This is a genomic window from Gaiella sp., assembly GCF_035558935.1.
Lineage (GTDB): Bacteria > Actinomycetota > Thermoleophilia > Gaiellales > Gaiellaceae > Gaiella.
Genome location: NZ_DATMBZ010000032.1, coordinates 1 through 22,980, shown reverse-complemented (window position 1 = coordinate 22,980; position 22,980 = coordinate 1). Strand labels below are relative to the sequence as shown.

The window sequence follows — 22,980 nt, the reverse complement described above, 5'->3', positions numbered from 1 at the left end:
CCGGGCGGCGAGCGCGGCCGCGGAACCCGCGAAACGGGCCGAGAGGTGTTGGACGAGGTTGACCTGGTAGACGTCACCTGCGGCGATCGCTGCGCGCACGCTGTCCACCGCAGCGGCGTGCTCGCGTCCGGTCCACGTCCGATGCCAAGAGCCGATCTCCAGATCTTCGCCCACGTTGCCATAACTGACATCGTGACGATGCCGGCGGACGGAGCAGGCGACGAGGGGGAGCCGGCAGGGCTCCTCCGGGGCGGGCGACGACGTCCGCCGGATCGTCTGCGAGAGCCCGTAGCCGAGGTACAGGTCGGCGACGAGCCTCTCGCCTCCCGGCGCGAAGAATCCGCGCTCGAGGAGCCAGGACTCGATCCGCGCGAACGCACCCTCGGCCTCCCACAGCTCGAGCACGTCAATCTCCCGCGCGCAGCCGGCCGATCAGCGAGACGAGACGGGCGGTGGATCCGTCGGCGCTCGCGTCGGGTGTGCCGGCCGTCACCGCCGGCGCGAGCGCGACCGCGAGCTCCTTCCCCAGCTCGACGCCCCACTGGTCGAAGGAGTCGATGCCCCAGATCGCGCCCTGCGTGAACACGACGTGCTCGTAGAGCGCCACGAGCGACCCGAGGGCGAAGGGTGTCAGGCGCTCGAGCAGGAGGAACGTCGACGGCCGGTCGCCCGGCATCGCCTTGTGGGGCACGAGGCGCTCGGGGACGCCGCCGGCTCCGAGCTCCTCGGGGGTCCTGCCGAACGCAAGCGCCTGTGCCTGGGCGAGAGCGTTCGCGAGAAGGAGGTCCTGGTGCTCCCCGAGCGGGTTCGACGCGCGCGCGAAGGCGATGATGTCGGCCGGGACGAGCACCGTTCCCTGGTGGAGGAGCTGATGAAAGCTGTGCTGCCCGTTGGTGCCCGGCTCGCCCCACACGACGGGTGCCGTTCCGGCGTCGACGGGATCGCCGTCGAGGGTCACGCGCTTGCCGTTCGACTCCATCACGAGCTGCTGGAGGTACGCCGGGAATCGCGCGAGGTACTGCTCGTAGGGCAGCACGGCGTGTGTCTGCGTGCCGAAGAAGTCCCGGTACCAGACCCCGAGCAGCCCCATCAGCACCGGGAGGTTCCGCTCGAGCGGCGCGCCGGCGAAGTGCTCGTCGACGGCATGGAAGCCCGCCAGCATGTCGCGGAACCCCTCCGGCCCGATCGCCACCATGGTCGACAGGCCGATCGCGGAGTCCATCGAGTAGCGTCCGCCGACCCAGTCCCAGAAGCCGAATGCGTTTGCGGGGTCGATCCCGAACTCGGCGACGGCCTCGAGGTTCGTCGACACCGCGACGACGTGCTTCGCGATCGCGGCGCCGTCTCCGCCGAGCCCGTCGAGCAGCCACTGCCGCGCGCCGCGGGCGTTCGTCATCGTCTCGACCGTCGTGAACGTCTTCGAGGAGACGATCACGAGCGTCGCGGCCGGGTCGAGGCCGCGAAGCTTCTCGACGAGGTCGGTCGCGTCGACGTTCGAGACGAAGCGCACCGTGAGCTCGCGGTCGCCGAACTCCCGCAGCGCCTCGTACGCCATCGCGGGGCCGAGGTCGGAGCCGCCGATCCCGATGTTCACGACGGCGCGGATTCGCTCTCCGGTCTGGCCGCGCCACTCGCCCGAGCGCACGCGATCGGCGAAAGCGGCCATGCGATCGAGCACCTCGTGGACGTCTCGGACGACGTCCCGACCGTCGACGACGAGCGACCGCCCGCGAGGCATCCGCAGCGCGACGTGGAGCGCCGGCCGGTTTTCGGTCCGGTTGACGTGCTCGCCGCGGAGCATCGCGTCACGGTGCTCCGCCACCCTCCGTTCGCGGGCGAGCGCGAGCAGCAGCTCGACCGTCTCGGCGGTGATCCGGTGCTTCGACAGGTCGGCGTGGATCCCGGCCGCCTCGAACGAGAGGCGCTCGGCGCGACGCGCGTCGGCGGCGAACAGGTCGCGCAGACGCAGGTCGCGGACGGCGCCGTGGTGCCGTCCCAGGGCCTGCCACGCGGGGCCTCGTGTGAGCGTGTCCGTCATCTCCTCCCGGGACGGGCGGCTGCCCGCGAGCCGTAGACTCGAATGACTCTAGATGGTCGACCGCGGGAGGGGCGATGGCCGCGAGCACGTCGCTGCAGCTCGGGATGGTGGGTCTCGGACGGATGGGCGCGAACCTCGTGCGGCGTGCCATGCGCGACGGCCACCGGTGCGTCGGCACCGATGTCAGCGCCGACGCGATCCGCGCGCTCGAGGGCGAGGGCATGGCGGGTGCGGCCTCCGCCGGGGAGCTGGTGGAAGCGCTCGAGGCGCCCCGCACGGTCTGGGTGATGGTGCCCGCCGGGACGATCACGGAGCGCGCGATCGCCGAGCTCGGCTCGCTCCTCGAGCCCGGCGACACGGTCATCGACGGCGGCAACACGCGCTATCACGACGACATCCGCCGCGCTCGCGAGTTGTCGGATCGTGGGATCCACTACCTCGACGTCGGCACGAGCGGCGGTGTCTTCGGCCTCGAGCGCGGCTTCTGCTTGATGATCGGCGGCGAGAACGGGATCGTCGCGCGGCTCGCGCCGCTCTTCACGTCGCTCGCGCCGGGCCTCGGGAGCGCCGAGCGCACGCCCGGCCGGTCGGGCGATCCCGCTTCGGAGGAGCTCGGCTGGCTCCACTGCGGCCCCGCCGGTGCGGGCCACTTCGTGAAGATGGTGCACAACGGGATCGAGTACGGCCTGATGGCCGCCTATGCCGAGGGGCTCGACATCCTCCACCACGCGAACGCAGGCGCGACGGACCGTGAAGCGGACGCCGAGACCGCGCCCCTGGAGCAGCCCGAGCTGTACCGCTACGACCTCGACGTCGCCGCGATCGCCGAGGTGTGGCGGCGCGGCAGCGTCGTCGCCTCCTGGCTCCTCGATCTGACCGCCGCAGCGCTCCACGAGTCGCCGACGCTCGAGGACTTCGGCGGTCGGGTCTCCGATTCGGGCGAGGGTCGCTGGACGTCGATCGCGGCGATCGACACCGGCACGCCGGCGCCCGTGTTGACGACCGCCCTGTTCGAGCGGTTCTCCTCCCGTGGGGAGGCCGACTTCGCGAACCGGCTGCTCTCCGCCATGCGCAAGCAGTTCGGCGGGCACGTCGAGAAGCACGCCGGGTAGGCGAACCTCGCTCGCGGGTCAGGCGGCGACGAGCAGCTCCGGCCCGAGCTCGGCCGGCCGCGTCACGCCGGACAGCGCGAGCGTCAGCTCGAGCTCCGCGAGCACACAGCGCAGCACATGCCGAACACCTGCCTCGCCCCCGAGGCCGAGGCCGTACGCGTAGGGACGGCCGAGCAGCACCGTGCGCGCGCCGAGCGCGAGTGCCTTGACGACGTCGGCCCCGGTGCGCACGCCGCTGTCGAAGAGCAGCTCGAGTCGGTCGCCGACAGCCTCGGCGATCGCGGGGAGGGCGTCGAGCGCCGCGACGGCTCCGTCCACCTGGCGACCGCCGTGGTTGGAGACGATCACGCCGTCCATTCCCGCGTCGGCGGCCCGGCGCGCGTCGTCGGGGTGCAGGATCCCCTTCAACGCGATCGGACCGCGCCAGTTATCGCGCAGGAAGCCGAGGTCGTCCCACGTGAGGGAGGGGTTCCCGAACGTCGCCGCCCAGTGGAGGATCGCGGCGAGCCGGTTGTCCTCGCCGATCGGCCCGCCGACGAGCCCCTGGAAGACGGGATCGGAGAAGTAGTTCTGGTTGCCGACCGCGCGCAGGAACGGCAGGAACGCGTTGTCGAGGTCGCGCGGCCGCCAGCCCATCGTGTACGTGTCGACCGTCAGGACGAGCGCCTGATAGCCGGCGGCTGCCGCACGCTGGAGGAAGCTGAGTGCCAGGTCTGGGTCTTTCGGCCAGTAGAGCTGGAACCAGCGCGGCGCGTCGCCGCCCGCGACGGCGATCTCCTCGAGGCTCGTCGACGCGGCAGTGCTGACCACCATCGGCAGGCCGAACGATCCCGCCGCGCGGGCGACCGCCGACTCGCCGTCCGGGTGCACGATCCCGAGGACGCCGATCGGCGCCAGCGCGACAGGCGCGGGCATGGCGGTGCCGAGGACGGTCGTCGAGAGATCCGTCGTCGAGACGTCGCGCAGCATGCGCGGCACGATCCGCCACCGTTCGAACGCCGCCCGGTTCGCGCGTGCTGTGGCCTCCGAGCCGGCGGAGCCCGCGACGTAGCCGAACGCCTCTCCGGGCATGCGCTGCTCGGCCAGCGATTCGAGCCGCGTCAGGTCGGTCGGCAGCTCGGGCCTGACCTCCTCGAGCCCGCCCTGATAGATCTCGTTCTGATACGCGCCGAAGGCGCCCATCACTCCTCCCTCGTCGGTCCGAGAGAGTCTCGCCCGGATCGTCGCGCCCGGTCAACCGGCTTGCGGCGCGACACGCGGGCGCGTTGACTTGGGCGCATCCCACGCTTCCCGACCGTCCCGAGGAGCCTCGACGTCCTGAGGGGACGGAGTTCCGCCTACCCTGGCTGGGCGGAACCCTCTCCTCGGTCGGCGACGCGCTCGTTCCCGTAGCCACGGCGTTTGCGGCCCTCGAGATCGGAGACGCGACCGACCTCGGGCTCGTCCTCGCGGCGGCGATGGGCTCGAGAGCCCTCTTCTTCATGGTCGGCGGACTCTGGGCCGACCGCCGCCCCGATCGAGGCCGAGGGCAGCGCGACACCGGCGCCGCCGCTGCACGTGCCGTGAAAAGGCTCAGCCGCGGCCTCGCCACGGCGTCCACCGGGGCCACCAGCCGGGAACGGCACGACGGTACGACTCGTATTCCACGCCGTACCGTCGGGCGAGCGTCGGCTCCTCGTACAAGTGCACGAACGCCGCGACGGCGACGGCGAAGACCGCGGCGTAAGCAAGTAGCACGGCACGCCCGAGGAGCAGCGCCTGGCCGACGATGATCGCGCCGACCGCGAGGTACATCGGGTTCCGGACGAAGCGGTAGAGGCCGCCCACGACGAGATGCTCGGTCGGCGCGACAGGGGCCGGCGTTCCGATGCCTTCGACGACGAACCGCAGGAACGCCTCGAGGAGCGCGGCGATGCCGGCGCAGACGAGCGCTGTCCCGGCCAGGCGCAACGGCCAGGGCACGCCGTCGCGGGCGTCCCAGCGCGTGAGCAGCCACGGGATCAGGCCGGCGACGACTCCCGGCGCGGCGACGAGGAACACGAGGCTGCCCAGCGCGGCGCGGGCCCTAGTCATCGCTCGCGACGCGCACCGCTCCCCACATGACGAACACAGGGATGCGGGTTCGGCGATGGCGCTCGACGGCCGGAAGCGGCGGCTCGGGCACGACCTCGATCGCAATGCCGGCACTCCCGAGCGCACGGGAGCACGACTCGAGTGGGAACCGGCGGCTCACGAAGCGAAAGGCGATCCCGCCCCGGTCGCCGGCGAGCTCGTAGTCCGTCTCCGCGAGGTACGAGCCCGCGACCGTGAACGGCGCGTCGTCCACACGGCTCTCGAACTCGCCTGACCTCGAGAAGGGGTGTGGGACGCAGACGCAGAACCGACCTCCCCGCCGCAGGACGCGACTGCCTCCGCGACCGCGCGGCGCCACTCAGCTTCCGAGCGTCATCGCGACGTGCCGGAAGAGGTCGACGCCGAGCTCCACGTCGTCGACCGCAATCCGCTCGTCGGCCGAGTGCACGAGGCTCGCTGCGAGCTGCGGATCCATCCCCCGGAGCGGGAAGAACCCGTAGACGGTCGTCCCGTGCTCCTTGCGAAGGTAGTGGCTGTCGGTGAACCCCGCGCACACGACCGGGGCGAGGCGTGCGCCCGGCTCCGTCCGCTCGACCCAGGCCTCGAGCGCGCTCCTCAGCGGCGTCTCGAGGGCTGACCGCGTCCCACCGACGTGCTCGGCCGTGATCCAATCGAGCTCCCACTCGCCGGGCACGCCGGCGCGGAGGAGCGCTTCCATCTCGGCAAGCTCCTGGCCGGGAAGCAGGCGGCAGTCGACCTCGATCGTGCAGGTACCCGGGACGACGTTCCGCTTGCGCGAGGCCTCGATCATCGTCGGCGAGAGCGTGGCCGACAGCAGCGGCGCGACGAGCTGGCCGGCGAGCGGGTGGAGCCCGCGAGCGCGGTCGAGCGCCTCCTCGAGCGGCGGCACGTCTCCGAGCACGGTCTGGAGGAACGCCTGCACCTCCGGGATGAGCGAGCGCGGCGGCTCGAGACGCGCGAGCGCCTCGAGGACCGGCCCCGCCTTCAGCAGAGCGTTGTCGGCGGCGTGCGGGTCGGATGCGTGCCCGCTCCGCCCGTGCAGCCGGAGCTTGAACGGCGCAGTCGCCTTCTCTCCGACGGCGCAGAGGTAGAAGACGCGCCCGCCGAACACGCACCGCTCGCCGCCGCCCTCGTTGAGCCCGAACCCCGCCCGCACGGTCTCGGGGTGCTCCCGCGCCAGCCAGGAGGCGCCGAAGTCGACGCCGACCTCCTCGTCGGCGGTCAGTGCGAGGAGCACGTCGCCGGGCGGGCTCGCTCCCTCCCTGGCGAGGGAAGCGAACGCGACGGCCGCAGCTGCGACGTGCCCCTTCATGTCCAGCGCGCCGCGGCCCCAGACCTCGCCGTCGACGAGGTCGCCCGACCAGGGGTCGCGCGCCCACTCGGCCGCGTCGGCGAGCACCGTGTCCGTGTGGGCGAGGAGGACGAGCCCCGGCCCGCCGCCGCCCTCGAGGCGCGCCACGAGATTGGCGCGATCAGGGGTCTTCGCGACGATCCGGCTCTCGACGCCGTTCCGGGCCAGGTAGTGCCGCAGCACCTCCGCGGCGAGTGTCTCGTTGCCCGGCGGATTGACCGTGTCGAGGCGGATCAGCTCCTGCAGGAGCGCCGTCGCCTCGGCCCGGAGCGACATCCCTACGAGCTCTCGGCCTTCGACCTCGCCGTCAGCTCGTTGCGGACCTCCCAGAGCTCCGGGAACACCACTGTCTGGACGAGCCGGCCGAGAACCTCGACGGGCGTGCCCTGGGTCCCGACGACAGCGTCGCCGATCACGCGCGCGACGACGCGATAGTGGCGGATGCGCCACGTCTGGCACCACTCGTCGAGCTCGATCAGCGACTCGGCCAGCCGGTAGAGCGCGTCGTGGTCGCGGCGCTGCACGTAGAGCTCGGCGAGCGAGAGGCCCGCCTCGCGGCGCCGCGCGTGGAACGCCTGCCCGAGGCGCGGCAGGGCGGCGCGAAGCGACCGCCAGCCGGGCGAGTCGAACCCGCTGCCGTGCCCGAGCACCTTTCTGATCTCCTGGTACTCCCAGGGCGAGAGCTCCTCGAGCATGTCGAGCTGGTCCGTCGCAAAGCGCAGGCAGCGGAGCGGCCGCCGCAGGTGGCGCGCAGCCTCCGCCACGTCGCCCTCCTCCGTGAGCCGGGCCGCCTCCTCGACGTCGCTCGTCGCAAGCTTCAGCCAGAGCTCGCCCGACTGGTGGACGACCTGGAAGAGGAGCTCGTCGCGGTGGACCCACTCCTCCGGGCCCTTCTGGAGCGCAAGAAGCTCCTCGGTGTTGAGGTAGCGCTCGTAGTCCGAGGGCGCCCCGCCCGGGAGGATCGGAGTATCGAAGTCCTCGTCGGTCGCAGACATCGGCGTGAGCATACTGGCCTCGATGAGCGACCTCTTCAGCGACTCCGCAGCTGCGCAGGCGGCGGCGATCGCGCCGCTCCCGCACCGCGTCCGGCCGCGCTCGCTGGACGAGCTCATCGGGCAGGAGCACGTCCTCGGGCCGGGCACCGCGCTCCGGCGCGCGATCGAGGAGGGACGCGCGCCGTCGATGATCCTCCACGGGCCGCCCGGCGTGGGAAAGACGACGATCGCGCGGATCGTCGCCGAGTCGTCGTCGGCGGTGTTCGAGGAGCTGTCGGCCGTATCGGCACGGGTCGACGACGTCCGCGCCGTCCTCGCACGGGCTCGGGATCGGCTCGGCGGCAACGGCATCCGGACGATCCTCTTCATCGACGAGATCCATCGCTTCGACAAGCGCCAGCAGGACTCCGTGTTGCACGCCGTCGAGGACGGGCTCGTGACGTTGATCGGCGCGACGACGGAGAACCCGTACTTCGAGGTGAACCAGGCGCTGCTCTCCCGCTGCACCGTGATCGAGCTCGAGCCCCTCACGCTCGAGCAGCTCGAGCACGTGATCCGGCGCGGTGCAGCGGCGCTCCCGACCGAGCTGGCCGACGAGGTGGTCACGGCCATCGCCGCGCGCGCGGGTGGCGACGCACGGACGGCGCTCCAGACGCTCGAGCTCGCCTGGGAGACGGCGTCCGCTGCGGGAGAGCACGTCGGCGTCGGACACATCGAGGACGTCGCACGGAAACGGCCGCTGCGCTACGACCGCGCCGGCGACCGGCATTACGACTTCGCGTCGGCCTTCATCAAGTCGATGCGGGGCAGCGACCCGGACGCGGCGGTCTACTACCTCGCGGCGATGCTGGAGGGCGGCGAGGACCCGCGCTTCCTCGCGCGCCGGATCGTGATCGCGGCCAGCGAGGACGTCGGCAACGCCGACCCGCGCGCACTGTTGGTCGCCGTGGCGGCGGCGCAGGCCGTGGAGCACGTGGGCCTTCCCGAGGCGCAGCTCAACCTGGCACAGGCGGCGATCTACGTCGCACGTGCGCCAAAGTCGAACGCCGCCGCCCGCGCCATCTGGAACGCACGCGCCGACGTCCGTCGCGAGGGAATCGCCGCCCCACCGGCCACGTTGCGGGACGCGCACTACCGCGGGGCGGCCGACCGCGGCCACGGCGAGGGCTACGTCTCGCCGCACGAGGACCCGAGCCGCGCGGGCATCGACCATCTGCCCGAGAGCGTGCGAGGGCGGGCGTACTATGTTCCGTCCGCGAACGGCGAGGAGGCCGAGGAGGCGCTGGGTGGCGATCGGGACGGGTGACAGAGCTCCGGAGTTCGACCTCGAGGAAGCGGCGGGAAAGCCGCGCGTCCGTCTCTCCGACTACCGCGGGAAGTCGAACGTGCTGCTCGTCTTCCATCCGTTTGCGTTCACGCCGGTGTGCACAGAGGAGGCGCAGGACCTGCAGGAGAACCTCCCGTCGTTCCGCAACGCGAACACGGAGATCGTCTTCGTCTCGTGCGACACGTCCGCGGCGCGGCAGGCCTGGAAGCGCGACCTCGGCGCCGAGTACACGTTCGCGTCGGACTTCTGGTCGCACGGCGAGACGGCGAAGCGCTACGGCGTCTTCAACGAATCGAACGGTGCGCCGATCCGCGGGACGTTCCTGATCGACACCGACGGCACCGTGATCTGGTCGCTCGTCAAGGACCAGGGCACGCGCCGCACCGAGATGGTCCCCGAGTCGCTCGAGACGCTCGGCCGCGACGGGACGTGAGCCGCACGTCGGCCGGGTCCGCGGGACGCACCGTCGCGAGCGCGCCGCAGGCGCCGCCGCCGCCGGCGCAGCTCGTGCGGGCTGCTCTCGCGAGGCACGCACGGCTCGCCGCCCTGCGCCCACGCTGGCGGACACAGAGTCGGCACGAAGTTGACCCACTCTCGTCAAGGATTCCCCGATACCGTGACTCCAGGGGGGCTCGCACCCCCCTCAGGGGGCGCGGACCGGCGCCGTTCGTTGCCGGTCCGGCGCGGTTCGCGACGCCGAGTGCCCGCGACACGTCGCGTGACCGGCCGCCCCTCGCCGCGCGCTCCCACGAAGGCCGCGGGCGTCCGTGACGCGCCTGAACGTCCATGCCTGGGGCGACGAGGGCGCCACCGCGGTCGTGTGCCTACACGGGGTCACGGCATGGGGAGGGCATTTCGCACCCCTCGCATCCCACCTCGAGGGCACGCATCGCGTGCTGGCGCCCGATCTTCTCGGTCACGGCCGCTCCACACGCGAGCCGCCATGGCGTCTCGACGACCATCTCGACGCAGTCGAGCGCTCGGTGGGAGACGCGCCCGTCTGGCTCGGGCACTCGTTCGGCGCCCGGCTCGCGTTCGAGCACGCGGCCCGTCGTCCCGGCTCGGTCGAGCGGGTCGTGCTGCTCGACCCGGCGATCCTCCTGCCGCCGCACGTAGCCCTCTGGGCGGCGGAGAACGCCCGCGCCGAGCGGTCGTACGCCTCGTTCGAGGACGCAGTCGACCGCCGCTACGAGGAGAGCCAGCTCCACGCGGCACCCCGCGAGCTGGTGGAGAACGAACTGCGCGAGCACCTCGTCGAGGAGAACGGCGCGTGGCGGTACCGGTACACGCAGGCATGCGTCGTCACCGCCTACTCCGAGCTCGCGACGGCCCCGCCGGCGTTCGGCGCCGTCCGGGTACCGACACTCCTGGTGCTCGGCGCGGACTCCTACCTTCCCTACGACCACCTGCTCGAAGACCACCGCGCGGCGCTCGGCGACCTCCTCGAGGTCGTGATCGTCCCGGGCGGGCACACCGTCCTCTGGGACGCCCTCGAGGAGACGGCCGACGCGGTGACCCGTTTCCTGACCAGGACGCCTGCCTGACGGCGCCGACGGAGCAAGCGCGCTACACGACGTACTCGTCCGCGATCGTGAGCACCTCGTCCAGGATCGCGATGCCCGCGTCGACCTCCTCGCGGGTGACCGTGAGAGGGGGCACGACCATGATCACGTTCCAGTGGGTCATCAGGTAGAGCCCCTTCTCGAGCGCCGCCTTCGCGAGCCGCGAAACGGGTGCGGCGGCCTCGCCGCCGGCGTTGTAGGGCACGAGCATCTCCCTCGTCTCGCGGCTCTTGACGAGCTCGACGCCCCAGAAGCAGCCGAGGCCGCGCACGTCGCCGATCGACGGATGACGATCGGCGAGGCCGCGCAGCGCATCGCCGAGGTCCGCGCCGATCTTGGCGGCGTTCTCGACGATGCCTTCCTCCTGGAACGCCTCGATCGACGCGATCGCCGACGCGCACGCAAGCGGGTGTCCCGCGTACGTGAGGCCGCCGGGGAAGAACCGGCCGCGCACCTGGTCGACGATCTCCCCACGGGCGATCATCGCTCCGAGTGGGACGTAGCCCGAGTTGATCCCCTTGGCGACGGTGATGATGTCCGGGACGACGTCCCAGTTCTCACACGCGAACCAGCGCCCGGTCCGGCCGAACCCGGCCATGACCTCGTCGAGGATCAGCAGGATCCCGTGCCGGTCGCACACCTCGCGGATCGCCTGGAGATAGCCGTCGGGCGGAGGAATGATCCCGTTCGTCCCGGTGACCGTCTCGAGGATCACCGCAGCCACGGTGTGCGCGCCCTCGTACTCGAGGATCTCCTCGAGGTGCGGCGCCCCGGTGCAGACCGGGCAGGGGTCGGGGTGGCCGGCGGGGCAGCGATACGTGTACGGGTCGAACATCCGAACGACGCCGGGCATCCCGGGCTCGACGGCCCAGCGACGCGGGTCGCCGGTCAGCGTGACCGCGCCGGTCGTCGCGCCGTGATAGGAGCGGTACCGCGCCACGATCTTGTTGCGGCCCGTGACGAGCCGCGCGAGCTTGACCGCGTTCTCGTTCGCCTCCGCGCCGCCGTTCGTGAAGAAGGAGACAGACAGGTCGCCGGGCGTGACCTCGGCGAGCATCCGCCCGAGCCGCGAGCGGGACTCGTTTGCCATCGGCGGGCCGATCGTGCAGAGCACGTCTGCCTGGTCCTTGATCGCCTGGATGATCTTCGGGTGCTGGTGCCCGATGTTGACGTTGACGAGCTGCGAGGCGAAGTCCAGATAGCGCTTGCCGTCGTAGTCCCAGAAGTGACGGCCTTCGGCCCCGGCCACGGCGATCGGGTTGATCTGGTCCTGAACCGACCAGGAGTAGAGGACGTACTCCTTCGCGTCTGCGACGATCTCGGCACCGAGGTTCGGGTTCGCCTCGACGATGGCCATCTCCACGCTCCTTCGCTCGTTCGCTTCCCCGATCGTAGCCCCCATGCGGCCGGGGCTTGAACGACAGTCATCGTCACGTAGCGGGACGACGAGCTCGCGCGCGACCATTCCCCTCCGCATCTGCCTGGGTGATCTCGCGACGACGCAGGCGGTCGATCGGCTCCACGTCGAGCCCCTCACGGCCGAGGGTGTTCGCGAGCTGGCCGCCGGACGCGAACGGGGGTTTGGGATGGGACCAGAGAGGCAGCGTCGCCGCACCCGAACCTGTGGCCGCCCCATCCGGACCCGTTAGGCTCAGGCTCGTGAGAGCCGCCCTGATCCGAGAGGTCGGTGCCCTGCCCGAAGCGGGCGATGCCGACGCGCCGGAAGGCGAGACGATCGATGTCGTCGCCGCGCCGCTCAACCCGATCGACCTCGCCGTCTCGCGCGGGATCCTCGCGACCGGCCATCCGCCGCTGCCCTACGTGCCCGGCTGCGAAGGCGTCGGACGGACGTCGGACGGCCGGCTCGTGTGGGTCTTCGGCGGCACGCTCGGGCGTACCACGAACGGGACGATGGCCGAGCGGGCTGCCGTCGGCGACGCGTTCGTGATCGAGGTCCCCGAAGGCGCCGATCCCGCAGTCGCGGCTGGGCTCGGCATCGCGGGTCTCGCCGGCTGGCTGCCGCTCGCCTGGCGGGCGCCGCTCGAAGGCGGCGAGGACGTCCTCGTGCTCGGCGCCACGGGCTCGGTCGGCCTCGTTGCCGTGCAGGCGGCAAAGCTGCTCGGCGCGCGCCGTGTCGTCGCGGCGGGACGGAGTCCCGAGGGCCTCGAGCGGGCCGCCTCGCTGGGAGCGGACGCGACGGTGCGCCTCGACGAGGCCGACGACCTCGTCGCGGCCTTCAAGGACGCCTTCGGCGGTGCCGGTCCGAGCTACGTCTTCGACCCGCTCTGGGGCGCGCCGGCCGCAGCGGCCGTGCAGGCGGCCGCTCCGCGGGCGACGCTCGTCAACCTCGGCCAGTCGGCAGGCGCGACCTCGGAGCTCGCGTCGGCCGCTGTCCGCTTCAAGAACCTCTCCATCCTCGGCCACACGAACTTCGCGCTGGCAGAGGACGAGCTCGCGGATCACTACCGGCGCCTCGTCGGTCACGTGGTCGCCGGAGACATCGCGTTCGACGTCGAGCGCGTGCCGCTCGACGACGTCGCGTCCGCGTGGCAGCGCCAGGCCGAGGGCGCCGGGACGAAGCTCGTGCTCGTCCCCTAGACGATTCGTCCGACGTGCCCGAGCGGCCGTTCGCGATCCGCCCCGCACGAGACGAGGACCGCGGCCCACTCGCGGGCCTCTTCGCGGCCGTCGCAGAGGAGCGAGACGGCATCGCAGCGGAGCCGCCGGTCGACGTCGAGCGTCGCGCGGCGGCGTTTCACGTCGACGCGACGATCGTCGCGACGGTCGGCGACGACGTCGTCGGCGGGATCTGGATCGACGGCCCGTTCTTCGGCTTCGGTGAGCTCGGGATGCTGGTCGCGCGCGACTGGCGCGGTCGAGGCGTCGGCTCGGCGCTCCTCGCGGCGGCGATCGAGTGGGGCCGGGAGCGCGGCTTGCACAAGCTCTCGCTTGGCGTCTTCCCGCACAACGACGCCGCGATCGCCCTGTACCGGAAGCACGGATTCGAGGTCGAGGGCCGCCGCCGCAAGCACATCCGGCGCGCGAACGGCGAGCTCTGGGACCTGATCGACATGGGTCTGCTACTCACCGGCGACTGACGCCCCATCAGGGCGACCGGCGAGAACCTCCTCGACGAGTCGCTCCGCGTCGACCTCCTCGTCGACGACGATCCACGCGCGTCGCGTCTCGTGGTGGAGGTTGAACCCGAACCGGCTGCCCTCGGGCAGGCGTGCCGGGAGCACACGGAGGAGCTCCCCGAGCCGCTCGTACGGGACGTCGACCCGCTTCCGGGGCCGGAGGTCGAGCGGCTCCGGCTCGCCGGGCGGCACCGCGAGACCGGCACGGGCGAGCGCCACCGCGAGGGACGCGCGGTCCACATCGAGCGCGCGGAGCAGCGACGCGCCGAGACCCGCATGCCAGACGAGCGCCACGAGGACGTCGTCCGGCGTCGGCTCCGTACCGCGGGCGAGGGCGAGACCCTCGGCCCGGCCGGAAAGGCGGTAGACGGCGGGCGTGGGCGTGAGAGCGTCGCTGCTCCGCCGTTCGACCGGCGGATCCGCGCGCTCCAACCCTTGGACAATCGTCGCCTCGAGCCGCTCCGGCGTCGCGCCGGCCTGACGCAGCACGTCTCCGGCAACACCGCCGCCGCGCACGAGGGCGAGGAGGACGTGCTCTTCGCCGACCCAGTGGTGGTCGAGGCGGCGCGCCTCGCTCCAGGCGCCGACGCCCGGCTCGCCGCGCAGTTCACCTTCTCCGCCGATCGTCATCCGAGGTCATTCGTTACCACGTGCCTCGAGGTCAGAGGGTTAAGCTCGGGCCGATGGCGCTCGATCCCTCCCGTGTCGTCTCCCGTCTCCGTGAGCTTCGCTCGCTGACCGGGGACGAGAAGGGCGAGCAGCGGGTCGCCTGGACGGAAACGTGGGCGAAGGGCCGCGACTGGCTCGCGGCGTCGCTGACCGACCTGCCGCTCGACGTGGAGCGCGACCAGGCCGGAAACGACTGGTACACCCTGCGCGGCACGTCCGAGCGCGCCGTTCTGATCGGCGGCCACATGGACTCCGTCCCGAACGGGGGCTGGCTCGACGGCTGCCTCAACGTCCTCGCCGGCGCCGAAGTGCTGCGCCGCATCGCCGAGGAGGGGACGCCGTCCGTGACGGTCCGGCTCGTCGACTGGGCAGACGAGGAAGGGGCGCGCTTCGGCCGCTCGCTGTTCGGCTCCTCGGCAGCCGCCGGGTCGATGGTCGACCAGGACGACCTGCGGAAGCTCGTCGACCGCGACGGCGTGACGCTGCCCGACGCGGTCGGCGCGTACGGCGTCGACCTCGACCGGGCGGTCGACGCGCACTCCCAGCTCGAGCATGCGGCGGCGTATCTCGAGCTCCACATCGAGCAGGGCCCGGTGCTCGAGTCGCTCGACCTGCCGCTCGGGGTCGTGCTCGGGACGTTCGGCGTCGAGCGCTGGCGCATCACGTGGACGGGACAGGCCGCTCATGCCGGCTCGACGCCGATGGACAGGCGACGCGACGCGCTCGCCGGGGCGGCAAAGCTCGCCCTGGCGATCCGCGACGTCGCGCGCGAGGCCGGCGACGGAGCCGTGTGCACATCGGGAGGCGTCGTGTGCCGCCCGGGAATCGTCACCTCCGTGGTCGAGACCGCGGAGCAGCTCCTCGACCAGCGTCACCTCGACCCAGGCAAGCTGGCGTCGATGCTCTCCCGGGCGCAGGAGCTCTCGCGCGGGTTCGCGGAGGAGGAGCAGGTCGACGTCGACTGGGAGAAGATCTGGTCGATCGAGCCGATCCTCTTCGACGAGACGCTGATCGGCTACGCCGACGACGCGATCCGCGAGGTCGCGGGGACGTCGCACCGGCTGCCGTCCGGGCCGCTCCACGACGCCGCGGAGGTGTCCCGCGCCGGGGTCCCCACGGTGATGCTCTTCGTCCAGAGTCTCCGCGGGCTCTCGCACACGAAGCTCGAGGACACGAAGCCGGAGCACCTCGAGCTCTCCGTCGCCGCGCTCGACAGGCTCGCCACGAAGACGATCGACTGGGTAGCGACCCGTTGAGGTACGAGCTGGCGGTCGACATCGCGCGGCCGCCGGCGGAGGTCTATGCGTACCTCGCCGACCCGGGCAACCTGCCCGACTGGCAGGCGGACGTCGAGGAGGTCCGTGACGCCCCCGTCGGCCCGCTGTCCGCCGGCGCCTCGTTCACCGAAGTGCGCTCGTTCCTCGGCAAGCGGGTCGAGTCGACGCTCGAGGCGGCGGTCGCAGAGCCGGGGCGGGAGCTGACCCTCGAGACCGTCTCCGGCCCAGTGCGCGTTTCGATCCGGCATCTCCTCGAGCCGAGCGACGCGGGCACCTCGCTCCGGGTGGTCGCGGAGGCGGATCCGGGAAAGCTCCTCGGGCTCGGCGGGCCGCTCGTTCGCAGGGCGGCCGAGCGCAGGGCTCGCGGCGACTTCGAGCGGCTCAAAGCGGTGCTGGAAGCGGGCGTCTGAACGACGACGGCCCGCCGCATCTCACCCCGAGATGTCACCCGCCACACCGCCACAGTAGGCTCCCGACGGCGTGCGACACGCGGGTGTGGAGCAATCGGCGCGCAATCGGCACGCGCGGGCGCCCGACGCCGTCGCAATCGTCGCCGGCCTCGTGGTCGGCTGCTTCCTCACCTGGAACGTCTCGAACGTCGGGGCGGTCGCGGACCCGCTCGCGGAGGCGTACGGCACGTCGCTCGCGACGATCGGCCTGCTCACCACCGCGCTCTTTGTCACGCAGCTCGCCTCGCAGCTCCCGGCGGGTGTCTGGTCGGACCGCTTCGGGCCGCACCGCGTCGCGCTCGGCGCCTGCGGTGCGGCGGCGGTCGGGAACGCGCTGCTTCTGCTCGAGGCGAATGTCGCGCTCGGGCTCCTGGGGAGGCTCGTCGTCGGTGCCGGGTCGGGCGCCGCCTTCGTCACGGGTCTCGATCTCGTCCGCGCGGGACGCGGCGGTCCCGTGGTGCGGGGGCTCTACGGCGCCGCGACGATGGCGGGCGGCGGCCTCGCGCTGGTCATCGTCCCGCCGCTGACGGACGCGACGAGCTGGCGCGCCCCGTACGCGACCGGGCTCGCGCTCGCGATCGCCGCGGCGATCCCACTCTTCCGCGTGCGGACGCTCCGCACCGTGGGACGCGCGTCGCGGGGCGTCCTGCGCGACCCCGACCTGCTGCCCCTCGGCGTCCTCCAGGCGGCGACGTTCGGGCTCGCGGTCATCGCGGGCAACTGGGTCGTTCCCCTGCTCGAGCGCCGCGGCGCGGGCTCCGCCGTGGCGGGCGCACTCGGAAGCCTCGTCCTCCTCGCCGGCATCCTGACGCGACCGCTCGGCGGCGCCGTCGTCCACCGGTGGCCTGGCTGGCGCAGGCGGCTGGTCGGCCTCTCGCTCCTCGCCGTCGCCGGCGGCGCGCTCGTCCTCGCCGTGGGCGGGCCGCTCTGGCTGTCGGCGCTCGGGGCGCTCGCGCTCGGGCTTGCCGCCGGTTTCCCGTTCGCCGTGATCTTCGAGACGGTGCAGCGGCTCCGCCCGGACGCACCGGGAGCGGCGGTCGCGCTCGTCAACGGCTGCGCCGTGCTCGCGATCCTCGTCGGGACACCCGTCGCAGGCCTCGCGTTCGATCTCCCCGGCGACGGAGCGGCGGCGTTCGCGGCGGTCGGCCTGCTCGCCGTTGTCGCGCTGCCGTTCGTCGCCCGCCTTCCTGCGTCGCCCGGGCCGCAGCGCCCGTCGTAGACTGGGCGGACGACGTCCGCCGCCGATCCCCGATTCGACCGCCGCGGGCTGCTAGAGCGTGCGGGACGGCTCGCGATCGCCGCCGGCACGCTGCCGGCCGTCGCACGCCGCCCGCGCAGCGGCCCGGATCTCGGTGCCCTTCGATCGCGTGTGACCGGCACGGTCGTGGCGCAGGGCGACCCCGGCTACGACGCCGCACGGCTCCTGTACAGCCCTCGCTTCGACGCCGTCCACCCGCTCGCGGTCGTCTACTGCGAGAGCGCGATCGACGTCTCGCGGACGATCCTCTGGGCGCGCGCGAACGGCGTCCCGCTCAGGGCCCGCAGCGGTGGTCACAGCTACGCCGGCTACTCGACGACCACGGGGGTCGTGATCGACGTCTCGCGCCTCGCCTCGATCACCGTCAACGCGGCGGCGGGGACGGTGGGGATCGGCGCCGGCGCACGCCTGATGGACGTCTACCGCGAGCTGGCGGCCCACGGCCTCGCAATTCCCGGTGGGTCCTGCCCGACCGTCGGCATCGCCGGGCTCGCGCTCGGAGGCGGCGTCGGCTTCTCGGGGCGGAAGCTGGGCCTGACCAGCGACAACGTCCGAAGCTTCACGATGGTGACGGCAGACGGCGTCGTGCGGCCGTGTAGCACCCAGCGGAACCCGAACCTCTTCTGGGCCGGACGCGGCGGAGGCGGCGGCAACTTCGGCGTCGCGACACGTTTCACGCTCACGACCCATCCGGTCGGGGACGTGACCATCTACCGGGCCGGCTGGCCGTGGTCGGATGCGGCGCGCGTCGTCGACGCGTGGCAGCGCTGGGCGCCCGTTGCCCCTGACGACCTGTTCTCGCTGCTCGACCTCGAGTCGTCCGACGCCGGCAGGCTCCGCGTCGGCTCGAGCGGCCAGTTCTTCGGCACGGAGCCGCAGCTCCAGGCGCTGCTCGCGTCGTTCTTCGCCGCCGGGACGGCGCCGGACACGCTCGAGATCACCACGATGCCGTTTCTCGACGCGATGCTGCTCTGGGCCGGCTGCTCCGACGCGTTGCACTGTCGGCTCGGCGACGGGGTCGGCCGCTCGAGCTTCGCGGCGAAATCGGACTACGTCAACGGGCAACTGTCGGCCGCCGCGATCGCCGCGCTCGTCCAGGCGGTCGAAGCGCGAGCGGCGACCCCCGCGGGCGGCTCCGTGCTGTTCGACGCGTACGGCGGCGCGATCAACCGCGTGCCGAAGGCTGCCACCGCCTTCGTTCACCGCGACGCCTCGTTCTCGCTCCAGTACATCGCGGGCTGGAGCGCCGCAGCCGGCGACGCGGGAGCGCAGGCGGCCACGAGCTGGCTTCGGAACGCGTACGCGGCGATGAGGCCGCACGTGTCCGGCTTCGCGTACCAGAACTACATCGACCGCGAGCTGCCGCACTGGGGGCTCGCCTACTACGGCTCCAACTACGCGCGGCTCCGCCGGGTGAAGAAGCAGTACGACCCGCACAACATCTTCCGTTTCGCGCAGAGCATCGTGCCGGCACTGCACTGAGCCTCGGTCGCTCTACAGTGCGTCGGTGACCGCCCCGGACTGGCCGCTTCGCACCGACCGTCTGCTGCTCCGTCCGTTCGAGGCCGACGACCTCGACGCGCTCCACGCGATCCACTCCGACGAAGCCGTCGTGCGCTGGCTCTACAACGACCCGCGGACACTCAACGAGACGCGCGAGTTGCTGGAGCGGAAGATCGCCGGAGCGGCTCTGCACGCCGAGGGCGACTGGCTCGGCGCCGCGGTGACGCTCCGCGACACCGGCGAGCTCGTCGGCGATCTCTCGCTGTTCTGGGCGAGCGAGACGCACCGCCAGGGCGAGCTCGGGTTCGTCGTCCACCCGCTCCACCAGGGACGCGGCTACGCCACGGAGGCCTCGAGACCAATGCTCGCCTTCGCCTTCGAGGAGCTCGGTCTCCACCGGGTCGTCGGGCGCCTCGAGCCACGCAACACCGGCTCCGCCCGCGTGCTGGAGAAGCTCGGCATGCGCCGCGAGGCGCATCTCGTCGAGAACGAATGGGTCAAGGGCGAATGGCAGAGTGAGCTCGTCTACGCTCTCCTCGCGAGGGAGTGGCGCGGCGGGTCCGCTGGCACGCGGGCGGACGACCGCCGATACTGACTGCTTCGCACACGACGGAGGTTCAGCACATGCCACTCACTTTCGGCGTCACCGTTCTCCCCGATCCGCCCGCGAGCCGGCTGGTCGAGCTGATGCAGCTCGGGGAGCAGAACGGCTTCGAGATCGGCTGGACATACGACTCGCACGTCCTCTGGCAGGAGTCGTTCGTCCAGCTGACGATGGCGATCCAGGCCACGTCGACGATGAAGTTCGGGCATCTCGTCACGAACCCGGGCACGCGAGAGCCGACCGTCCTCGCAAGCCTCTACGCGACGATGCACGACATCTCGGACGGCCGGATGGTGATGGGTATCGGCCGCGGCGACTCGGCGCGCCGCTACATCGGCCAGCAGCCGGTTCGCGTCGCGGAGTTCGAGCGCCGGCTGGCGATGATCAAGGACCTCATGAACGGCCGGGAGGTGCACTGGAACGACACCGATCTCCAGCTCAAGTGGGTGCGCCCGGAGCTGCCCGAAATCCCGATGTGGGTCGCCGGGTACGGCCCCAAGGCGCTCGGCGTCGCCGGTCGCGTCGGCGACGGCGTCGTCATCCAGCTGGCCGACCCGGAGATCATCCAGTGGATCATGGGCACTGCGCGCGCCGCGGCCGAGGAGGCGGGCCGGGACCCCGCGGCGCTCAAGTGCATCGTCTGCGCGCCGAGCCACGTCGGCCCGATCGAAGACGGCCGCGAGCAGACACGGTGGTTCCCCGCCATGGTCTCGAACCATGTCAAGGACCTGATCGAACGGTACGGGACCGACGGGTCGGTCGTGCCGAAGGCTCTCACCGACTACGTCGAGGCGCGCAAGTTCTACGACTACGACGAACACTCGCGCGTGGGCGCGAAGCACGGCGAGTTCGTCACCGACGAGATCTGCGACCGCTTCTCCGTGCTCGGGGACATCGACCAGATCACGACGAAGCTCCGCGAGCTCGAGTCGATCGGCGTCGATCACTACTCGATCTACCTGATGACCCACGGCCAGGAGGAGACGCTGGAGGCCTACGGCCGCGATGTGATTCCCACGTTCGCCGGAGCCGCGGCCTAGGCGGGGACGCATGGCTTCCCGACGACCCCCCTCCTTCTGCGCGGGGCGCGGACGAACGGCGTACGGCCGTGCGTCCTCGAAGCTTCTCCCGTGAGCACGCGCGAGGAAAACATCCAGGCGTGGCGGTCGGTCGCGGCGGGATGGGAGCGACAACGTGCGCTGATCTGGTCGGCGACCCACGTGGTGTCGGAGAGGCTCGTGGAGCTCCTCGACCCGCGACCGGGTCAGTCGGTCCTCGAGCTTGCGGCCGGCCCGGGCGATACCGGGTTCCTGGCATACCCGCGGATCCTTCCCGGCGGCCAGCTCCTGACGACCGACGTCGCGCCGGAGATGCTCGAGGCGGCGCGGCGCCGAGCCGCCGAGCTCGGGCTCGACAACGTGAGGTTCGCCGTCGAGGACGCCGCGTCGCTGACGCTCGCGGACGCGTCCGTGGACGGCGTGCTCTGTCGCTGGGGCCTGATGCTCGTGCCCGACATGGAGGGCGCGGCCGCCGAGATCGCACGCGTCCTCCGGCCGGGCGGCCGCGCTGCGGTCGCGGTGTGGGCCTCCCCCGAGGAGAACGAGTGGATGACGGCCTCGGGGCGCAGCGCGCTCGAGCTGGGCCTCATGGAGCGGCCCGACCCGGACGCACCGGGCCCGTTCAGACTCTCGGGCGACGGCCGGCTCGCCTCGCTCCTCGAGGATGCGGGCCTTCGGGTCGAAACGGTCGAGGACGTCCCTCTCACGTGGCGCGCGCCGTCGCTCGGGGCCTGGTGGGCCATCACGCGGGACATGTCGCGGATGCTCGCGCTGCTCTTGCAGCGTCTGACGCCGGACGAGGCCGAGGCGGTGCGGGTCGCGTCGGAGCGTCGCCTCGAGCGCTACATCGGGCCGGGAGGTGAGCTCGTCGTCCCCGGCCTCGCCCGCGTTGCGCTCGCAGCACGCGCCGGGTGACCGATCGGCGACGGAATGGCGAGGGCCGGACTTGAACCGGCGACACCACGGTTTTCAGCCGTGTGCTCTACCAACTGAGCTACCTCGCCCCGGCCGCTGAGTGTAGCCGGGCGCACGATCCACCCGTGCATGGCGCGTGCGGTGGAACGGGGCCGCAGGACGACGGACCGCGACCCCCCATGGGGGTGTTCGACCCCCTGGAGTCACGATAACCGCCGGCGTGTGACGTGTCTGTGCCGCCTTCGTGCCGAGTTTCAGGCGTCGTGCACGGCGTGGACCCGCGAGACGACCGGCGCCTGGGCGCTCCAGGGGAAGTCGATCCAGCGGTCGGTGTGCCTCCAGACGTAGTCGCACGACACGACGGTCTGCGGCTTCTCGTAGAGAACCGCGATCCGGGTCTCTCCGACCTTCCCCGCGCAGAAGTCCTGGACGCTCTCCAGCGTGTGACCCGTGTCCGCGACGTCGTCGGCGATCAGGATCCGTGCGTCGTGGAGGTCGACGAAATCCGGGGCCGGCGGCAGGATCCGCGGCACTTCGAGCCGCTCGTCGACGCCTGTGTAGTACTCGACATTCATCGTGTAGACGTTCTTCACGGACAGCGCATACCCGAGGCCCGCCCCCACGAGCAAGCCGCCGCGGGCAATCGAGAGGATCATGTCCGGGTCGTAGCCGTCGCCGGCGACTTGCTCCGCGAGTGCCCTCGTACCGGTGCCGAGGTCGCTCCAGCTCATCACCTCGCGCCCGACGGCCATGCCTGACGCTACCCGATCCGCCTCGGCAAGGCTCGTAGCGGTGGCGACTCCGGCCGGGTAGCCTCCGCTGCCGTGGCCGCGACGCCCCGCACGGTGACCATCGTGGGCGCGCCGCTCGACCTCGGCCAGGGACGCCGCGGCGTCGACATGGGCCCGTCGGCCATCCGGTACGCCGACCTCGAGGAGCGGCTGACGTCGTTCGGGTGCGTGGTCGACGACCGCGGGAACCTGATCGCGCCGGAGCCGGAGGCGCTCGCCCTGCGCGACGAGCGCGCGCGGTTCCTGCCGGAGATCCTCGAGGCGTGCGCGAAGCTGGCCGGAATCGTCGAGGAGGTCGTTGCCGCGGGGTCATTGCCTCTCGTGCTCGGCGGCGACCACTCGGTCGCGCTCGGAACCCTCGCGGGGCTCCGGGCCGCCGCCGGACGGCCCGGAGGCGTCGTCTGGATCGATGCGCACGGCGACCTCAACACACCGGCGACCAGTCCTACGGGCAACGTCCACGGCATGCCGCTCGCCGCGGCGCTGGGTCTCGCCGGCGACGGCTTCGCCCACGAAGAACTGGCGTTGCCTGCGGTCGATCCCGCCCGCGTGTGCCTGGTCGGCGTGCGGTCGCTGGACCCGGCCGAGCGCGTGCTGATTCGCGAGACCGGAATCAGGGTGATCACGATGACCGAAATCGACCGTATCGGCATCGAGCGGGCCGTGCGCGAGGCGATCGACCGAGTCTCCGGACCCGGCTTCGTCCACGTTTCGCTCGACCTCGATGCGCTCGATCCCGAGATCGCGCCCGGCGTCGGCACCCCTGTGAAGGGCGGCCTCACCTACCGCGAGGCGCATCTTGCGTGCGAGGACCTCGCCGAGTCGGGCATCGTCGGCTCG

Annotated in this window: 23 protein-coding genes, 1 tRNA gene and 1 pseudogene; 14 read left to right on the top strand and 11 right to left on the bottom strand. The window is 72.0% G+C overall.

The window, feature by feature from the left end; all coding sequences use genetic code 11:
- Together VNM44_RS03655 and pgi are read right to left on the bottom strand one after the other, a co-directional pair.
- Positions 1-405 (bottom strand): annotated as a pseudogene (locus VNM44_RS03655) (hypothetical protein); the annotation flags it as partial.
- 1 nt (position 406) lies between these two features.
- Entirely contained in the window at positions 407-2,038 is a 1,632-nt protein-coding gene (gene pgi, locus VNM44_RS03650; protein WP_325622734.1) for a glucose-6-phosphate isomerase, read from the bottom strand.
- Positions 2,039-2,130: 92 nt separating this feature from the next.
- Here pgi and gnd point away from each other — a divergent pair, with 92 nt between their 5' ends.
- A complete protein-coding gene (gene gnd, locus VNM44_RS03645; protein WP_349258004.1) occupies positions 2,131-3,150 on the top strand; it encodes a phosphogluconate dehydrogenase (NAD(+)-dependent, decarboxylating) in 1,020 nt (339 codons plus the stop codon).
- An 18-nt stretch (positions 3,151-3,168) separates the two neighbouring features.
- Here the strand turns inward: gnd and VNM44_RS03640 are convergent, their stop codons facing one another.
- The 5 genes from VNM44_RS03640 to VNM44_RS03620 form a co-directional block, all read right to left on the bottom strand.
- A complete protein-coding gene (locus VNM44_RS03640) occupies positions 3,169-4,332 on the bottom strand; it encodes a lactate 2-monooxygenase (protein WP_325622730.1) in 1,164 nt (387 codons plus the stop codon).
- Between the two features lie 390 nt (positions 4,333-4,722).
- A complete protein-coding gene (locus VNM44_RS03635) occupies positions 4,723-5,223 on the bottom strand; it encodes an isoprenylcysteine carboxylmethyltransferase family protein (protein ID WP_325622728.1) in 501 nt (166 codons plus the stop codon).
- Positions 5,216-5,476, bottom strand: a complete 261-nt coding sequence (locus VNM44_RS03630; RefSeq protein ID WP_325622726.1) for a hypothetical protein — start codon at positions 5,474-5,476, stop codon at positions 5,216-5,218. Before VNM44_RS03630 ends, VNM44_RS03635 begins: the two co-directional genes overlap by 8 nt.
- Before the next feature lie 105 nt (positions 5,477-5,581).
- The gene (locus VNM44_RS03625) at positions 5,582-6,871 is read right to left on the bottom strand and encodes a M20/M25/M40 family metallo-hydrolase (RefSeq protein ID WP_325622724.1); all 1,290 of its coding nucleotides are present in this window, start codon (positions 6,869-6,871) and stop codon (positions 5,582-5,584) included.
- Positions 6,872-6,873: 2 nt separating this feature from the next.
- The gene (locus VNM44_RS03620; protein WP_325622721.1) at positions 6,874-7,590 is read right to left on the bottom strand and encodes a tryptophan 2,3-dioxygenase family protein; all 717 of its coding nucleotides are present in this window, start codon (positions 7,588-7,590) and stop codon (positions 6,874-6,876) included.
- Positions 7,591-7,612: 22 nt separating this feature from the next.
- On the opposite strand from VNM44_RS03620, the gene VNM44_RS03615 reads away from it, so the two are divergent.
- The 3 genes from VNM44_RS03615 to VNM44_RS03605 all read left to right on the top strand — a co-directional run bounded on the left by VNM44_RS03615 (position 7,613) and on the right by VNM44_RS03605 (position 10,461).
- Positions 7,613-8,896: a replication-associated recombination protein A gene (locus VNM44_RS03615; RefSeq protein WP_325622719.1), complete on the top strand. Its 1,284-nt coding sequence runs from the start codon at positions 7,613-7,615 to the stop codon at positions 8,894-8,896.
- Positions 8,877-9,350 (top strand): redoxin domain-containing protein, encoded by a 474-nt coding sequence (locus VNM44_RS03610; protein ID WP_325622717.1) that lies wholly within the window; start codon positions 8,877-8,879, stop codon positions 9,348-9,350. The genes VNM44_RS03615 and VNM44_RS03610 overlap by 20 nt, the downstream gene beginning before the upstream one ends.
- A gap of 334 nt (positions 9,351-9,684) precedes the next feature.
- Positions 9,685-10,461, top strand: a complete 777-nt coding sequence (locus VNM44_RS03605; RefSeq protein WP_325622715.1) for an alpha/beta fold hydrolase — start codon at positions 9,685-9,687, stop codon at positions 10,459-10,461.
- Between the two features lie 22 nt (positions 10,462-10,483).
- Here VNM44_RS03605 and VNM44_RS03600 read toward each other — a convergent pair whose 3' ends face one another.
- Positions 10,484-11,836, bottom strand: coding sequence for an aminotransferase class III-fold pyridoxal phosphate-dependent enzyme (locus VNM44_RS03600; RefSeq protein ID WP_325622713.1), 1,353 nt, complete (start codon positions 11,834-11,836; stop codon positions 10,484-10,486).
- Positions 11,837-12,138: 302 nt separating this feature from the next.
- Here VNM44_RS03600 and VNM44_RS03595 point away from each other — a divergent pair, with 302 nt between their 5' ends.
- Both VNM44_RS03595 and VNM44_RS03590 read left to right on the top strand, forming a co-directional pair.
- Positions 12,139-13,077, top strand: coding sequence for a zinc-binding alcohol dehydrogenase family protein (locus tag VNM44_RS03595; protein WP_325622711.1), 939 nt, complete (start codon positions 12,139-12,141; stop codon positions 13,075-13,077).
- Positions 13,078-13,091: 14 nt separating this feature from the next.
- Entirely contained in the window at positions 13,092-13,577 is a 486-nt protein-coding gene (locus VNM44_RS03590) for a GNAT family N-acetyltransferase (RefSeq protein ID WP_325622708.1), read from the top strand.
- On the opposite strand, the gene VNM44_RS03585 is transcribed toward VNM44_RS03590, so the two are convergent.
- The gene (locus VNM44_RS03585) at positions 13,560-14,246 is read right to left on the bottom strand and encodes a Clp protease N-terminal domain-containing protein (protein WP_325622706.1); all 687 of its coding nucleotides are present in this window, start codon (positions 14,244-14,246) and stop codon (positions 13,560-13,562) included. The two genes, VNM44_RS03590 and VNM44_RS03585, sit on opposite strands and share 18 nt — an antisense overlap.
- Before the next feature lie 53 nt (positions 14,247-14,299).
- Here VNM44_RS03585 and VNM44_RS03580 point away from each other — a divergent pair, with 53 nt between their 5' ends.
- The 7 genes from VNM44_RS03580 (at position 14,300) to VNM44_RS03550 (ending at position 21,349) form a co-directional block, all read left to right on the top strand.
- Positions 14,300-15,541, top strand: a complete 1,242-nt coding sequence (locus VNM44_RS03580; RefSeq protein WP_325622701.1) for a Zn-dependent hydrolase — start codon at positions 14,300-14,302, stop codon at positions 15,539-15,541.
- Positions 15,538-15,972 (top strand): SRPBCC family protein, encoded by a 435-nt coding sequence (locus VNM44_RS03575; protein ID WP_325622698.1) that lies wholly within the window; start codon positions 15,538-15,540, stop codon positions 15,970-15,972. Before VNM44_RS03580 ends, VNM44_RS03575 begins: the two co-directional genes overlap by 4 nt.
- Positions 15,973-16,042: 70 nt before the next feature.
- Positions 16,043-17,230: an MFS transporter gene (locus tag VNM44_RS03570; RefSeq protein WP_325622696.1), complete on the top strand. Its 1,188-nt coding sequence runs from the start codon at positions 16,043-16,045 to the stop codon at positions 17,228-17,230.
- A gap of 150 nt (positions 17,231-17,380) precedes the next feature.
- Positions 17,381-18,751: an FAD-binding oxidoreductase gene (locus tag VNM44_RS03565; protein WP_325622695.1), complete on the top strand. Its 1,371-nt coding sequence runs from the start codon at positions 17,381-17,383 to the stop codon at positions 18,749-18,751.
- A gap of 25 nt (positions 18,752-18,776) precedes the next feature.
- The gene (locus VNM44_RS03560) at positions 18,777-19,367 is read left to right on the top strand and encodes a GNAT family N-acetyltransferase (RefSeq protein WP_325622693.1); all 591 of its coding nucleotides are present in this window, start codon (positions 18,777-18,779) and stop codon (positions 19,365-19,367) included.
- A 29-nt stretch (positions 19,368-19,396) separates the two neighbouring features.
- Positions 19,397-20,416, top strand: coding sequence for a TIGR03842 family LLM class F420-dependent oxidoreductase (locus tag VNM44_RS03555; protein ID WP_325622691.1), 1,020 nt, complete (start codon positions 19,397-19,399; stop codon positions 20,414-20,416).
- A gap of 90 nt (positions 20,417-20,506) precedes the next feature.
- Positions 20,507-21,349 (top strand): class I SAM-dependent methyltransferase, encoded by an 843-nt coding sequence (locus tag VNM44_RS03550; protein ID WP_325622689.1) that lies wholly within the window; start codon positions 20,507-20,509, stop codon positions 21,347-21,349.
- 16 nt (positions 21,350-21,365) lie between these two features.
- Here the strand turns inward: VNM44_RS03550 and VNM44_RS03545 are convergent.
- A tRNA-Phe gene (locus VNM44_RS03545) sits at positions 21,366-21,438 on the bottom strand.
- Positions 21,439-21,603: 165 nt separating this feature from the next.
- Positions 21,604-22,101, bottom strand: a complete 498-nt coding sequence (locus tag VNM44_RS03540; RefSeq protein WP_325622687.1) for a phosphoribosyltransferase — start codon at positions 22,099-22,101, stop codon at positions 21,604-21,606.
- Between the two features lie 72 nt (positions 22,102-22,173).
- Here VNM44_RS03540 and rocF point away from each other — a divergent pair.
- Positions 22,174-22,980: arginase (gene rocF, locus VNM44_RS03535; protein ID WP_325622685.1), on the top strand; the 807-nt coding region annotated here is incomplete at its 3' end.